Here is a 13,434-nt window from a genome sequence, read left to right as displayed (position 1 = left end):
GCCCGCCATGACATCCGGATCGCCGGCCGGTGAGACGGTCATGACGATCGGTGGCCCCGTTCCCACTGCCGACCTCGGCATCACCCTCATGCACGAGCACCTGTTCATCAACCAGATGCGGGAACAGCGGCGAGCGGGGCTCGTCAACGACCTGGACATGATCGTGCGTGAGGTCGGCAGGTTCGCCGGTGCGGGCGGCGGCACCATCGTCGAGCTGACCGTGGCGGAGCTGGCCGACGGCGCCGCTCCCGACCCGGCGGGCTCCCACAACCGCGAGGAGGCGGGCACCGGCTGCTCGTACGGCAGCGCCCGCCCCCTCGCCAACGTGACCGCGCTGGCCGAGGTCGCGGCCAGGACCGGCGTCCGCCTGGTGCTGGGAACGGGCCACTACCGCGACCCCTACCTGGACCGAGACTGGTTCGACCGGCACTGCGCCGACAGCATCGCCGACGAGCTCGTCCGGGACATCAAGGAGGGCATCCCGGGGACCGGCGGCGTACGCGCCGGCATCATCGGCGAGATCGGCGCCGACAAATGGTATCTGTCGGCCGCCGAGGAACGTTCCTTCCGCGCCGCGGCCCGGGCGCACCGCCGTACCGGTGTTCCGGTGACCACGCACGCCGCGCGGTGGCCGGTGGGCCTGGTCCAGCTCGACCTGCTGTGCGGGGAAGAGGGGGTGCCGCCGGAGCGGGTGATCATCGGTCACGTCGACACGGTGAAGGCGCCCCTGGAATACGCGCTTGAGCTGGCCGCCAGGGGAGCCTGGGTGCAATTCGACAACCTGCGCTCACGCCGCCCGCAGGACCTCGACCACCTGGCCTCCCGCGTCCTGGGCTTCGCCAGGGCCGGGCGGCTGGGCCGGCTGCTGCTCTCGCACGACCTGTGCACCACCGCCGACTGGCCGGACGAGGGCGGGGTCGGGCTCACCCACCTGCTCACCACCGTCCGACGGCACCTGGTCGCCGCGGGCCTGGAAGAAGAGGAGTTCGACCAGCTCATGATCGACAACCCGCGCCGCGCGCTGGCGGGCGCGTGATGGACGCCGCCACAACTGCCGTGTCCGCGCTGCGGGAGAACGGGGTCCAGGTCGAGACGGACGAGCGGCGGATCGCGGAGTACTCCTACGACGCGTCCAACTACCGCGTGCGGCCCGCCGCGGTCGCCTTCCCCCGCGACGCCGGCGAGGTGGCCCTGATCGCACGGCGGTGCCAGGCGGCGAACCTGCCCCTGACCGGCCGCGGCGGCGGCACGTCCATGGCGGGCAACGCGATCGGCCCCGGACTCGTCATCGACTTCTCCCGGCACCTGAACAGGATCCTGGAGATCGACGAACGGCAGGCGACCGCACGCGTGGAGGCCGGTGTCGTGCTCAGCGACCTGGCGCGCGAAGCGGAGGCCGCCACCGGCGGGCGGCTGACGTTCGCGCCCGATCCCTCCTCCAGGACCAGGGCGACCATCGGCGGCGCCGTCGGCAACGACGCCTGCGGCAACCGCTCCGTGCGGCACGGCAGGACGTCCGACCACGTGCTCTCGCTGGACGTGGTGACCGCCGACGGCCTGCGGCTGACCGCGCACCGCGGCGGCCTGACCGCGACCGACCCCGACGACACGGCGTCCGTGCGCAGGGCCGCCGAGCTGTCGGCCGGGCTCGGCGAGTTGGCCCGCCGCCACCTGGCCGCCCTACGCACCGAGCTGGGCCGGATCCCGCGCCAGGTGTCCGGCTTCCACCTGGGGCACCTGCTGCCGGAGAACGGCTTCGACGTGGCGCGCTCCCTGGTCGGCAGCGAGGGAGCGTGCGTGCTGGTGGTCGCCGCCACGGTCCGGCTGGTTCCAGTGGCGCCCGCGACACGGCTGCTGTGCCTGGGCTACCGGGACGTGGTGGAGGCGGCCATGGACGTCGAAACGATCTTGCGGTGCCGGCCCACCGCCGTGGAGGGCATGGACCAGGTGATCGTCGACACGATGCGGCGGCGGCGCGGGCACGAGTCGGTCAGCGGGCTGCCGGAGGGCGAGGCGTGGCTGTACGTCGAACTCGACGGCGACGACCTCGCCACCGTCGCCAACTCCGCCGCCGACCTGATGCGCCGCCTGGCCGCGGCCGGCCGGCTCGTCGACGGGCGCGTGGTCGACAGCGCCGACGATCGCGCCTCGCTGTGGCGGGTGCGCGAGGACGGCGCCGGGCTGTCCAGCCGGCTGCCACCGCCGTCGCAAGACGAGCCGTCGCGGGATGAGTCGTGGCCCGGTGAGGAGTCATGGCCGGGGTGGGAGGACTCGGCCGTCGCACCGGAACGCCTGGCGGCCTACCTCGCCGATCTGCGCGAGTTGCTGTCCGAGCACGGGCTGCGAGGGGTGATGTACGGGCACTTCGGGGCCGGCTGCGTGCACATGCGGGTCACCTTCGACCAGCGCACGAGCCAAGGCAGGCGCGTGATGCGCGACTTCCTGCGCGCCGCGGCGGAGCTCGTCGTCTCCCACGGCGGCTCCCTGTCCGGTGAGCACGGCGACGGGCGGGCCCGATCCGAGCTGCTGCCGCTCATGTACTCCGCCGAGATGATCGCTGCCTTCGAGGAGTTCAAGGACCTCTGGGACCCCGACGGGCTGCTCAACCCCGGCACCATCGTGCGCGCGGGCAGCCCGACTGTCGGGCTCGTGCTCGCCGAGGTGCCGGACCGGCGCTGGGACACGGCTTTCGACTTCGCTCCCGCCCGCGGCGTCGCCCCCTTCGCCCATGCGGTCCAGAGCTGCGTGGGCGTGGGCCGCTGCCGTACCACCGGCGGGGGTTTCATGTGCCCGAGCTACCGCGCCACCCGCGACGAGAAGGACTCCACCCGCGGCAGGGCACGGGTCCTGCAGGAGATGCTCAGGGGAGGCACCGGCTGGCGCTCGGACGACGCGCGCGAGGCACTGGACCTGTGCTTGTCCTGCAAGGCATGCTCCAGCGACTGCCCCGCCGGGGTCGACATGGCGACCTACAAGGCCGAGTTCCTCCACCACTACTACCGGGGACGGCCACGCCCGGTCTCCCACTACAGCCTCGGCTGGCTCCCACGGTGGCTGCGTGTCACTGGACGGCTCGCGCCTGCGGTGAACGCGCTGCTGGCCACCCGGCTCGGACCCCACCTGGCCCGGCTCGGCGGCGTGGCGCCCGGCAGGGCCCTGCCCCGCTTCGCCGGAAAGCGAGAGCTGAGCCGCGCGCTCGGCCGGCCGGGCCCGTCCGGCGGGCGCGACGGGCTCGTGCTGGTCGTGGACAGCTTCACCAAGGGCTTCCGCCCGCACGTGGCCGGCGCGGCGGCGCGAGTGCTGCGCACCGCCGCGGACTCCGTCGAATGCCGGAGCGACGTATGCTGCGGCCTCACGTGGATCTCCACCGGGCAGTTGCGCGCCGCCGCCGAACGGCTCAGCCGGACGGTCGCGCTCCTCGACGACGGCACCGACCGGCCCATCATCGTGCTCGAACCGAGCTGCGCGGCGGCTCTGACCAAGGACCTGCCCGAGCTCGTCGGCACCGCAGCCGCCCGCAGGGTAGCCTCCCGCGTGCGCGGCTTCTCGGCGACGGTGACCGAGCTGGTCGCGGCAGGCTGGCGGCCCCGGCCCGCCGCCGACCGGGCGCCGGACGGCGTAGCGGTCCAGACCCACTGCCACGAGTACGCGATCCTCGGCGCAGCCCACCAGCGCCAGGCTCTCCAGGCGGCCGGCGTCACAATCGTGCAGGAGTCGGCCGGCTGCTGCGGCGTGGCGGGCAACTTCGGCTTCGAAGCCCAGCACTTCCAGATGAGCATGCGGGTCGCCGAGCAGTCCCTGGCCCCCGCCCTGCGCGCCACACCCGGCCTGCCGGTGCTGACCGACGGATTCAGCTGCCACATGCAGGTGCGCCAGCTCGACCCCGGCCGAACGGCCATGCACCTCGCCGAGCTGCTCGACCCGCTCCAGAAGAAAGGCACCACCCATGACCACACACGGCCTGTTCATCGACGGCACGTGGGGCCCGTCCGCGTCCGGGCGGACCTTCGCCGTGGAGAACCCGGCGACCGGCGAGACCATCGCCATGGTCGCCGACGGCGACGGCACCGACGCCCGTCGCGCCATCGAGGTCGCGGGCGCACGGCAACCCGACTGGTCGCGGAGCGCACCGCGCGAGCGCGGAGAGATCCTACGCCGCACCTACGAGATCATCGTGGACCGCACAGACGAGCTGGCAGCCCTCATCACAGCCGAGATGGGCAAGCCTCTGGCCGAAGCGCGCGGCGAGGTGATGTACGGCGCCGAGTTCTTCCGATGGTTCGCCGAGGAAGCGGTCAGGATCGGGGGCGACCACACTCTCAGCGGAGACGGCCGCACCCGCATCCTGGTGACCAAGGGCCCGGTCGGGCCGTGCGTGCTGGTGACCCCGTGGAACTTCCCGCTCGCCATGGGCGCGCGCAAGATCGGCCCGGCCGTCGCCGCCGGTTGCACCATGGTGTTCAAGCCGGCCGAGCAGACGCCGCTCACCTCACTCGCCCTGACCCGCATCCTCACCGAGGCGGGACTGCCGGCGGGAGTGCTGAACGTCGTCACCACCTCCGGCCCCGGCGGCGTGGTCGGCCCGTGGATGCGCAGCGGCATCGCCCGGAAGATCAGCTTCACCGGGTCCACCGACGTCGGCAGGCTGCTGCTCGCCCAGGCCGCCGAGAACGTGATGCGCTCGTCCATGGAGCTGGGCGGCAACGCGCCCTTCCTCGTCTGCGAGGACGCTGCCCTCGACCGCGCCGTCGAGGGCGCCGTGACCGCGAAGATGCGCAACATGGGCGAGGCGTGCACGGCCGCCAACCGGTTCTTCGTCCACCAATCCGTGGCCGGCGAGTTCAGCGCCAAGCTGGGCGAGCGCATGTCGGCGCTCAAGGTCGCCGACGGCACGACCCGAGGAGCCGAGGTCGGGCCGCTCATCGACCGGGCCGGGCTGGAAAAGGTCGAACGGCTGGTGGACGACGCGGTACGGAGGGGCGCGTCGGTCATCGTGGGCGGATCGCGGCTCAGCGGCCACGGCTACTTCTACGCCCCCACGGTGCTTGCCGACGTGCCCACGGACGCCTCGCTGATGTCCACCGAGATCTTCGGCCCCGTGGCGCCGATCATCCCGTTCGACGACGAGGACGAGGCCGTGCGGCTGGCCAACGACACCGACTGGGGATTGGTCGGCTATGTGTTCACCACGGACCTCGACCGCGCCTTCCGGCTCGGCGAGGCGCTGGACGTCGGCATGGTAGGTGTCAACACCGGCCTGGTCTCCAACCCTGCGGCCCCCTTCGGTGGTGTCAAACATTCCGGCCTGGGCAGAGAAGGCGGACGAGCCGGCATCGAGGAGTATCTGGAGAGCAAGTATCTGGCCATGCCCCGTTCCTGATGGCACCGTCAGACCGCTGCGAAGGAACACCCTCGAACAGCTAACAAGGCGAGCTGGGCTGGAACCGGGAAGCTGATTTCCCAGTTCAGGACCTATATGGCGGCTGGTGCCACGTTGGTTAACGACACCCCAACAAACACCTGGAACGCCCGCCGCGCCGCCGTACTGTCCTGGCTGGCCTGGTGCCGCGACCGCGGCCACGCCGCCCCGGCCGTACCCGCCTGGGCCAGGCGACTGGCCGCACCTGACAGCCAGACCCCCGCCCGCTCCAAGACCGCGATCGACCGGCTGATCATCCGCCGCGACGTCGGCGTCCGGGAGAAAACCCTCTACAGGCTCCTGTATGAGACGGCCGCCCGGGCCGAGGAAATCCTCACCCTCAACATCGAGGACCTGGACCTGACGGCCCGCCAGGCACGGGTCAAGGCCAAGGGCGCCCACGCCAAGACCCGCCGCCGCGGTCAGGCCCGCGAGGACTTCGTGCTGGAGACCGTCTACTGGGACGCCGGCGCCGCTCGGCTGCTCCCTCGCCTGCTCAAAGGCCGCACCCGCGGCCCGGTCTTCGTCACCCACCGCCGCCCCGGCCCCGGCAAGGTCGTCAGCCCCCGCGACGTCTGTCCCGACACCAGCCTGGCCCGCCTGTCCTACGGCCAGGCCCGCGCCCTGCTGGACGAGCACACCGCGCTGAACGGTCCCGGCACGGGGTGGGACCTGCACGAATTCCGCCACTCGGCGCTGACCCACCTGGGCGAGGCGGGCACCAGCCTGCTGATGCTGATGGCCAAATCCCGGCGCAAGAAACCGGAGAACCTGCGGCGCTACTTCAAGCCCTCACCGGACGCCATCGCCGAGATCACCAGCCTGCTGCCCCTCGGACCAGCGGCTGACCCGCTCGACTTGCTCAAGCAAGATCGCGATTGTGGGTTTGGGCTTACCTTGGCTACACCCCAGTAGGGCGCCACGATGACGGCGCCGGGCCGGCACTGCTCGATCCAGGCGTACGGCAGCGTGTGGATGCCGCAGGTGACGTGCACGCCGTCGAAGGGGGCACGGTCAGGGCAGCCCGGCCTGCGAGTAGGAGCGGTACGGCGAGCCGGGGTTACTGTCACATTCGTTGACAGTTGACGTCTGAGCAGGCAAGTCTTGCCCGATGGCGGAGTCTGAGGGTGTCGCGTTCGTCCGGGCGGATGTTGAGCGGTTCTGTGCGGAGCTGGTGGGGGTGGCGCCGGCGATCAGGCTGGCCAGGCTGGCGGAGTTGCGGGTGATGCTGGAGGACGTGGTGGCGACGGCCTCGGCGGAGGCGATGGCTGATGCGCGGGATGAGGGGTGGGGGCTGCGTCGGATCGGCCGGCAGATCGGGATGTCGCATGAGCAGGTACGACGGACGCTGACCGAGCCGTCGCCCGAGCCGGAGCGCGCCTGAACCTCCCCTGCGGAGACCGTGAACGCCTCGCCCTGCCCAGGCTGGGGGCGAACATCTCGTTTCATGATCAATATCTCAGATTCGCTCCGGCCTGACACCTCGAAGATCATCTCGGTGTCACACTTTCGGCAGATAACGGGCCGGCGACCCAGCCTGGCCCACAAGCGTCGGGAGTCTGTGATGCCGGTCAACTTCCTCACCGAGGACCAGCGCAGCAGGTGGGGCAGATTCAACGAGGCCCCCGACTTCACCCAGCTGGGCGGGTTCTTCCATCTGGAGGCTGCTGACCGGCGGCGGGCGATGGCGGCCAACGGTGCCCGTAACCAGCTCGGCTACGCCATCCAGCTCGGGACGGCCCGGTTTTTGAATTGCTTCCTGCCCGATCCGGAGGATGTGCCGGCTGTGGTGGTCGACTACGTCGCCGAGCAGCTCGGCCTGGACTCCTCCGCGCTGAAGGGGTACGGGGAAAAGGAGGCGCGCTGGGATCATCAAAAGCAGATCCGTGAGGCCTACGGCTTTGAGGTGTTCGAGGAGCACGCGTTCGCGCTGGCGTGCTGGATCTACCGGCGCGCCTGGTCGAACAACGAACGCCCGATCGTGCTGCTGGACCTGGTCACCCACCGCCTGGTCGAGGCGAAGATCTTGCTGCCCGGGGTCAGCACGGTGGAGCGGATGATTTCGGAGATCCGCGAGCGGGTCGCACTACGCCAGTACAAGATCCTCGCCGCTCTGCCCAGCCCGGGTCAGAAGAGTGTGCTGGAGGAGCTGGTCACCGTGGCCGAGGGGCGGCGGATCTCCGGGCTGGACCGGCTGCGTAAAAGTCCCACCGACGTGTCCGGCGCGGGAGTGGGCAAGGCGCTGGAGCGGCATGTGGAGTTGCGCGGCCTGGGCGCGGCGGGGTGGGATCTGTCGGCTGTCCCGGCCGGGAAGGTCGCTGCCCTGGCCCGTTTTGCCAAGGCCGCCCGCGCCAAGGCGGTCGCGGATTTGGCCGGGGACCGCAAGCTGGCCACCCTGGTCGCCTTCGCCGCGGTGATGGAGCCGGTCTCGGCCGATGAGGCCATCGAGGTGTTCGATCTGGCGATGGGCGATCTGGTACGCACGTCGGCGTTCAAGGCGGGCAAGGAACGGCTGCGTACGCTCAAGGACCTGGACACCGCCGCGATTGTGCTGCGCGAGGTGTGGCTGGCGATCCGGGATGTGGCCGCCGACCCCGATGGCGACGTGCGGGCCGCGCTGGACGGCATGGATCTGCCGGCCATCCATGCCGCGGCCGACACGATCGGCGAGCTCGCGCAGGAACCCGATGAGGACTTCCAGGACCAGCTGCTGCAGCGCTACGCCACCATCCGCCGGTTCTTGACCAAGCTGCTGAAGGTCATCGACTTCCACGCCGGCGCGGCCGAAGCCGAGCGCTCCGGCGCGGGTCAGGGCACGCGCCGCGGCTTTGAGCTGCTGGAGGCGATCGACTTCCTCAAAAGCCTGGAGCGGCGCCGCAGCCCCGTACGCCCGGAGGAGGTGCCGTCGGCGCACCTGACCTCCGCCTGGCACCGGCGGGTCTTCCCCAAGCGGGGGGAGAAGGCCGGCGAGGTTAACACGCTGGCCTACACGGTGGCCACCGTCGAGCGGCTGCGCGAATGCCTGCGCCGTCACGAGGTGTTCGTGCCCGGCCTGCCCAAGTGGGGCGACCCCACCGCCGGGCTACTGGCCGGACCGGCGTGGGAGCGGGCCCGCGCCAAGGTCTGCCGCGATCTGGGCCTGTCGGCCGAGCCGGGCGCCGACACGCAGCGGTGGGCGCGCACCCTGGACTTCGCCTACAAGCAGCTGGCCGCGGGCCTGTCCGGGGAGGAGGGCGTCCGCAACGAGTGGCTGCGCATCGAAAAATCCCCCGAAGGCAAGGACCACCTGGTCCTGACCGGGCTGGAGGCGCTGGACGAACCCGCCACACTGACCGCGCTGCGCGCCGACGTCGAGACCCGCATGCCCATCGTCGACCTGCCCGAAGTGCTGCTGGAAGTGCATTCGTGGACCGGCTGCCTGGATGCCTTCACCCACGTGTCCGGCGAGGTGCCCTCCAGACGAGAGGACATGGTCAAGTCGATCGCCGCCGTCTTGGTCGCCCAGGCCATGAACGTCGGGATGCGGCCCGTGGCCAGCGACCACGAACCCGCGCTCGCTCTGGACCGGCTGTTTTGGGCCGAGCAGAACTACATCCGCGCCGCCACGCTGACAGCCGCCAACGCCACCCTGGTCGACTACCACGCCCAGCAGGAGATCGTGCAGACCTGGGGCGGCGGCGAACTGGCCTCAGCCGACGGGCTGCGCTTCGTCGTCCCGGTCAAGACCATCAACGCCGGACCGAACACCAAGTACTTCGGCAAGGGCAAAGGCGCGCGCGGCGTCACCTACTACAACTTCACCTCAGATCAGTTCACCGGCTTCCACGGCATCGTCATCCCCGGCACCCCCAAGGACTGGTACTACATCCTGGAAGGCCTGCTGGAACAGGAGACCTCGCTGCGGCCCACCGAGGTCGTCTCCGACACCGCCGGCGCCTCCGAGCTGGCCTTCGGCATCTTCCGGCTGCTGGGCTGGCAGTTCTCCCCACGCCTGGCCGACGTCGGCAGCGCCACCCTGTACCGGGCCGATGCGGCCGCCTTCTACGGCCGTCTCAACACCATGATCAAAACCCGGGTGAACATCGGCCTCGTCAACGACCACTGGGACGACCTGCTGCGCGTGGCCGGCTCGCTGCACACCGGCGCGGTCCGCCCGGCCGAGCTGTTTCGCTACCTGACCGGCGGCGGCACCCCCACCCCGATCGGCCGCGCCCTGATGGAGCTGGGCAAACTGGATCGCTCGGTCTACCTGGCCTCCTACTTCAACGACGAACTACTGCGCCGCCGGGTCAACACCCAGCTGAACCGGCAAGAAGCCCGCCACACCCTGGCCCGCAGGATCTTCCACGGGCAGAAGGGTGAGCTGCGGCAGAAGTACAAGGAAGGCCAGGAAGATCAACTAGGAGCTTTGGGCTTGATGACCAATGTCTGCATTTTGTGGAACACGGTCTACACGGCTCGGGCGCTGGAGCAGATCCGCGCCGAGGGCAAGAAGATCGCCACCGTGGACATCGCCCGCCTGTCCCCGCTCGGTTTTGAGTGGCTGAACTTCCTGGGCCGCTACAACTTCTCCCTGCCCGAAGCCGTCCGCGAGGGCAACTTCCGGCCGCTGCGCGCCCCCGGCCAGCAATAGCTTGCGGTGAGGCGTTTCGAGCGGCAGGCCGACAGCCACATGATCTGGTTCGGCCCTGACTACTCCCGCAGCGCCACGAAGATCCGCGAATTCCTCGCCGCGGGCTGAGCGCGGCTACCGCTTCTCGAGTCTCGGACTGGGGTCAGCCGGTCTGCTGGTGCCAGCGGTGCAGCAGGGCGGGGAGCTCGCCGAGCAGGAATTGGTAGAAGGCGTGCATCTGCGCCAGGCGCTGATGGGCGGGGTCGCCCTCATGGGTGGCGGCGATTCCGGCGGTCGCGGCCTGGAGCATGGCCTGGATGACGGTGTTCTGGCTGGTGAACAGGGTGGCCCAGGCGTCGTCGCGGAGCCGGTAGTGCTCACGGCGGCTGCCGGGTGCGGGCAGGCGTTCGATCAGCCCGACCGTGAGCAGCGATTTGATCGCGCCCGAGACCGACCCCGCACTGGCCTCCAACCGCTCGGCGATCTCGCCGGCGGTGACACTGTCCTGGTCGGTGAACAGGAAGACCGCCAGGGTGCGCGCGGCCATGCGCTGGAGCCCGCCCTCGATCAGCGTCAGGGCCAGCCGTTCCGCCGCGCGCCACTGTTGAAGCCTGTCGTTCACATGCGCCTCCGTCACAGCAGACAGAGTATCGAACACACTGACCCTTCAGAAATTTCTGAAAAGCCGGTATGGTCCTCGTATCGGCCTCTCGCGAGGTTCGATGGTGTGCCGGGAAGCCTGGTCGGCGACGTGAGGACCCTCACGTCACGACGAGGAGATGATCCCGATGACCTTGCTCAGCCGCTTGTACGGTGTGCGCCCCGCCCCGCGTCACCGGGTGCGTGTACGCCGGAACGTGGAGATCCCGGCCGCCGATGGTGTGCGGCTGCTGGCCACGCACTACTACCCGGCGGGCCAGCGGCGGCCGCCGCTGGTGCTGCTGCGCAGCCCGTACGGCCGGGGCAACGCCCTGGACGCTCTGCCGGCGCTGCTGGCCGAGCGCGGCTACCAGGTGCTGTATCAGAGCCTGCGCGGCACGGCAGGCTCCGGCGGCCGCTTCGACGGGTTCGTCATCGACCCGGCCGACGGCGATGGCACGCTGAGCTGGCTGCGCGCCCAGCCGTGGTTCGGCGGCGAGCTGGCCACGTGGGGCGCCAGCTACCTCGGGTTCGTGCAATGGGAGCTGGCCGCCCGCGACATCCCGGAATGGAAGATCGCGCTCATCCAGGACGCGCCGTCGTCGTTCGCCGAAGGCTTCATGTACCCCGGCGGCGCCTTCGCGACGGGCAACGCGCTCGGCTGGGTCCAATTGGTGGAGCGGATGTTCACCGGCGGGTACGGCATCACCCGACAGCTGGCCGGCTTGGTCGGTGCCGTGCGGCGCCTGTCGCGGGCCACGCTCACCCTGCCCTTGCAGGAAGCCGACCAGGCGCTGACCGGGCACCCGGTGACGTGGTTTCGGGACTGGGTCGGCCACGCCCCGGGCGAGCCGTACTGGGCGAGCACCGACCACCGCGCCAACACCGCGCGCATGCCGCCGGCGGTGCACTTGCAGGGCGGCTGGCACGACTTCTTCCTGCCGAGCATGCTGGCCGACTACGCCGCCCTGACCGGGGCCGGGCGGCAGGTACGGCTGTTGGTCGGCCCGTGGGGGCACGGCCGCGGCCTCTACACCCGCCAAGGGCTGACGGACGCGCTCACGGCGCTGGATGCCGCGCTGCTCCGACGGCAGGCGCCCTCGGGCGTGCGGCTGTTCGTCACCGGTGCGGGCCGGTGGATCGACGCCCCCGGCTGGCCGCCCGCGCACGAGCCGACCCCCTGGTACCTGCATCCCAAGGGGCAGCTCAGCCGCACCCCGTACAACAGCCCGGCGGAGCCCAGCCGCTACCGCTACGACCCCGCCGACCCCACCCCGACCGTCGGTGGCACACAGGTGGGCCTGTCTGCCGGGGCGAAGGACAACCGCGCCGTAGAGGCCCGAGCCGACGTGCTGACCTTCACCACCGCGCCCTTGCCCGACGACGTCGAGGCAGTCGGCCCGGTCCGCGTGCGCTTGCACGCGCGCTCAGGCAACCCCAACGTCGACTACTTCGCCCGCTTGTGTGATGTGGACGCGCGAGGCCGGTCGATCAACGTCTGCGACGGGATCGTGCGCCTGCGCGACCCGGGCGACATCCGCGCCGTCGAGATCGTCTTGTGGCCGATGGCGCACCGCTTCCGGCGCGGCCACCGCATCCGGCTGCAGGTCTCCAGCGGCGCCCACCCACGCTTCGGCCGCAACCCCGGCACCGGCCAACCGCTTGCGACCGGAACCAGCCTGCGCGCCTCCGATCACGAGATCTTCCACGACCGCCAGCACCCGTCAGCCCTCTGGCTGCCCCTCACCCTTGGAGCGTCATGAAACTGCTCGTCCTCGGCGGCACTCACCATGTGGGCCGCGCCATCGTCGAGGCCGCGCTGCAGCGCGGCGACGAGGTAAGCACGCTGAATCGCGGCCTCAGCCGCGAGCCCGCGCCGGGCGTGCGGGCGCTGCTCGCCGACCGCACCGACCCCGAAGCCGTGCGGCAGGCGCTGGCGGGTCAGGAGTGGGACGCGGTCATCGACACCTGGGCCTGGGCACCCTGCGTGGTGCGCGAGAGCGCCCAGCTGCTGGCCGATCGCGCAGGCCACTATGGGTATGTCTCCAGCCGCGGCGTGCACCGCTGGCCCTGGTCGCCCGGAGCCGGCGAGCACGCTCCGCTCGTCGACGGCGACCCCGCCAGCACCGACGACGCCGACTACGCCGGCGCCAAGCGCGGCGGCGAACTCGCCGTCCTCGAATCCTTCAGCGGACGCGCGTTGCTGGCCAGGGCCGGGATGATCCTCGGCCCGTACGAGGATGTCGGCCGTATCCCGTGGTGGCTGCGCCGCCTGGAAAAGAGCGGACGCGTCCTGGCTCCCGCGCCCGCCGAGACGCCGCTGCAGTACCTCGACGTCCGGGACCTGGCCGATTGGATGCTGCGCTCGGCCGAACGCGGCCTGAGCGGCGCCTTCACGACCACCGGTCCCCCCGGCGTGATCACTATCGGCGACCTGCTCACCACCGCGCTGCAGGTCACTGGGTTCGACACCGAGCTCGTGTGGGCGCCACCAGAGCTGCTCGGCCAGTACGGGCTGCCGCTGGGCATGGAGCTCGGGCTGCGGCTGCCGGACGGCAGCGCGCCGAGCGGCATACACGACGCCGACGTCAGCGCCGCCTTGGCCGAAGGGCTCACCATGCGGCCGCTGCACGAGACCCTCGCCGACACCTGGGCCTGGCTGCAGGCCGAAGGCGACCCGGTGCCCCGCGCCGACGCGCCCTCCCCGGACACCTGGCTGGATGCCGCTGCCGAACAGCGGCTGCTCGACCACCTCGCACGTTAA

9 protein-coding genes and 2 pseudogenes are annotated in these 13,434 nt (G+C 71.0%); 8 read left to right on the top strand and 3 right to left on the bottom strand.

Annotation, left to right across the window (positions count from 1 at the left end):
• The first annotated feature begins 7 nt into the window (after positions 1–7).
• Together AB0B61_RS53225 and AB0B61_RS53220 are read left to right on the top strand one after the other, a co-directional pair.
• The gene (locus AB0B61_RS53225; protein WP_358449231.1) at positions 8–1,036 is read left to right on the top strand and encodes a hypothetical protein; all 1,029 of its coding nucleotides are present in this window, start codon (positions 8–10) and stop codon (positions 1,034–1,036) included.
• Positions 1,036–2,949, top strand: a pseudogene (locus tag AB0B61_RS53220) (FAD-binding and (Fe-S)-binding domain-containing protein); the annotation flags it as partial. The gene AB0B61_RS53225 and the pseudogene AB0B61_RS53220, both read left to right, overlap by 1 nt.
• A gap of 77 nt (positions 2,950–3,026) precedes the next feature.
• Here the strand turns inward: AB0B61_RS53220 and AB0B61_RS53215 are convergent.
• Entirely contained in the window at positions 3,027–3,863 is an 837-nt protein-coding gene (locus AB0B61_RS53215; RefSeq protein WP_358449229.1) for a hypothetical protein, read from the bottom strand.
• Between the two features lie 83 nt (positions 3,864–3,946).
• Here AB0B61_RS53215 and AB0B61_RS53210 point away from each other — a divergent pair, with 83 nt between their 5' ends.
• Both AB0B61_RS53210 and AB0B61_RS53205 read left to right on the top strand, forming a co-directional pair.
• On the top strand, positions 3,947–5,380 hold the full coding sequence (locus tag AB0B61_RS53210) for an NAD-dependent succinate-semialdehyde dehydrogenase (protein ID WP_358449227.1): 1,434 nt from the start codon (positions 3,947–3,949) through the stop codon (positions 5,378–5,380).
• A 114-nt stretch (positions 5,381–5,494) separates the two neighbouring features.
• The gene (locus AB0B61_RS53205; RefSeq protein ID WP_358449225.1) at positions 5,495–6,334 is read left to right on the top strand and encodes a site-specific integrase; all 840 of its coding nucleotides are present in this window, start codon (positions 5,495–5,497) and stop codon (positions 6,332–6,334) included.
• 11 nt (positions 6,335–6,345) lie between these two features.
• On the opposite strand, the pseudogene AB0B61_RS53200 reads toward AB0B61_RS53205, so the two are convergent.
• Positions 6,346–6,489 (bottom strand): annotated as a pseudogene (locus AB0B61_RS53200) (hypothetical protein); the annotation flags it as partial.
• A gap of 41 nt (positions 6,490–6,530) precedes the next feature.
• On the opposite strand from AB0B61_RS53200, the gene AB0B61_RS53195 reads away from it, so the two are divergent.
• Positions 6,531–6,803 (top strand): hypothetical protein, encoded by a 273-nt coding sequence (locus AB0B61_RS53195; RefSeq protein WP_358449223.1) that lies wholly within the window; start codon positions 6,531–6,533, stop codon positions 6,801–6,803.
• A 180-nt stretch (positions 6,804–6,983) separates the two neighbouring features.
• Positions 6,984–10,052 carry a Tn3 family transposase gene (locus AB0B61_RS53190; RefSeq protein ID WP_358449221.1) on the top strand — a complete coding sequence of 1,023 codons (3,069 nt, stop codon included), beginning with the start codon at positions 6,984–6,986 and terminating at the stop codon, positions 10,050–10,052.
• A gap of 142 nt (positions 10,053–10,194) precedes the next feature.
• Here the strand turns inward: AB0B61_RS53190 and AB0B61_RS53185 are convergent, their stop codons facing one another.
• On the bottom strand, positions 10,195–10,653 hold the full coding sequence (locus AB0B61_RS53185; RefSeq protein ID WP_358449219.1) for a MarR family transcriptional regulator: 459 nt from the start codon (positions 10,651–10,653) through the stop codon (positions 10,195–10,197).
• A gap of 166 nt (positions 10,654–10,819) precedes the next feature.
• Here AB0B61_RS53185 and AB0B61_RS53180 point away from each other — a divergent pair, with 166 nt between their 5' ends.
• Together AB0B61_RS53180 and AB0B61_RS53175 are read left to right on the top strand one after the other, a co-directional pair.
• Positions 10,820–12,433: a CocE/NonD family hydrolase gene (locus AB0B61_RS53180; RefSeq protein WP_358449217.1), complete on the top strand. Its 1,614-nt coding sequence runs from the start codon at positions 10,820–10,822 to the stop codon at positions 12,431–12,433.
• Positions 12,430–13,434: an NAD-dependent epimerase/dehydratase family protein gene (locus tag AB0B61_RS53175; RefSeq protein WP_358449215.1), complete on the top strand. Its 1,005-nt coding sequence runs from the start codon at positions 12,430–12,432 to the stop codon at positions 13,432–13,434. Before AB0B61_RS53180 ends, AB0B61_RS53175 begins: the two co-directional genes overlap by 4 nt.

The organism is Nonomuraea sp. NPDC049158 (assembly GCF_040648335.1).
Classification (GTDB): domain Bacteria; phylum Actinomycetota; class Actinomycetes; order Streptosporangiales; family Streptosporangiaceae; genus Nonomuraea.
The sequence above is the reverse complement of the archived record's forward strand: the minus strand, read 5'-3'. Positions and strand labels throughout refer to the sequence as shown.

Coding starts and splice junctions, on each gene's coding strand:
- AB0B61_RS53225 (WP_358449231.1), top strand. CDS start 8: ATGACATCCGGATCGCCGGCCGGTGAGACGGTCATGACGATCGGTGGC.
- AB0B61_RS53215 (WP_358449229.1), bottom strand. CDS start 3,863: ATGTGGCAGCTGAATCCGTCGGTCAGCACCGGCAGGCCGGGTGTGGCG.
- AB0B61_RS53210 (WP_358449227.1), top strand. CDS start 3,947: ATGACCACACACGGCCTGTTCATCGACGGCACGTGGGGCCCGTCCGCG.
- AB0B61_RS53195 (WP_358449223.1), top strand. CDS start 6,531: ATGGCGGAGTCTGAGGGTGTCGCGTTCGTCCGGGCGGATGTTGAGCGG.
- AB0B61_RS53190 (WP_358449221.1), top strand. CDS start 6,984: ATGCCGGTCAACTTCCTCACCGAGGACCAGCGCAGCAGGTGGGGCAGA.
- AB0B61_RS53180 (WP_358449217.1), top strand. CDS start 10,820: ATGACCTTGCTCAGCCGCTTGTACGGTGTGCGCCCCGCCCCGCGTCAC.
- AB0B61_RS53175 (WP_358449215.1), top strand. CDS start 12,430: ATGAAACTGCTCGTCCTCGGCGGCACTCACCATGTGGGCCGCGCCATC.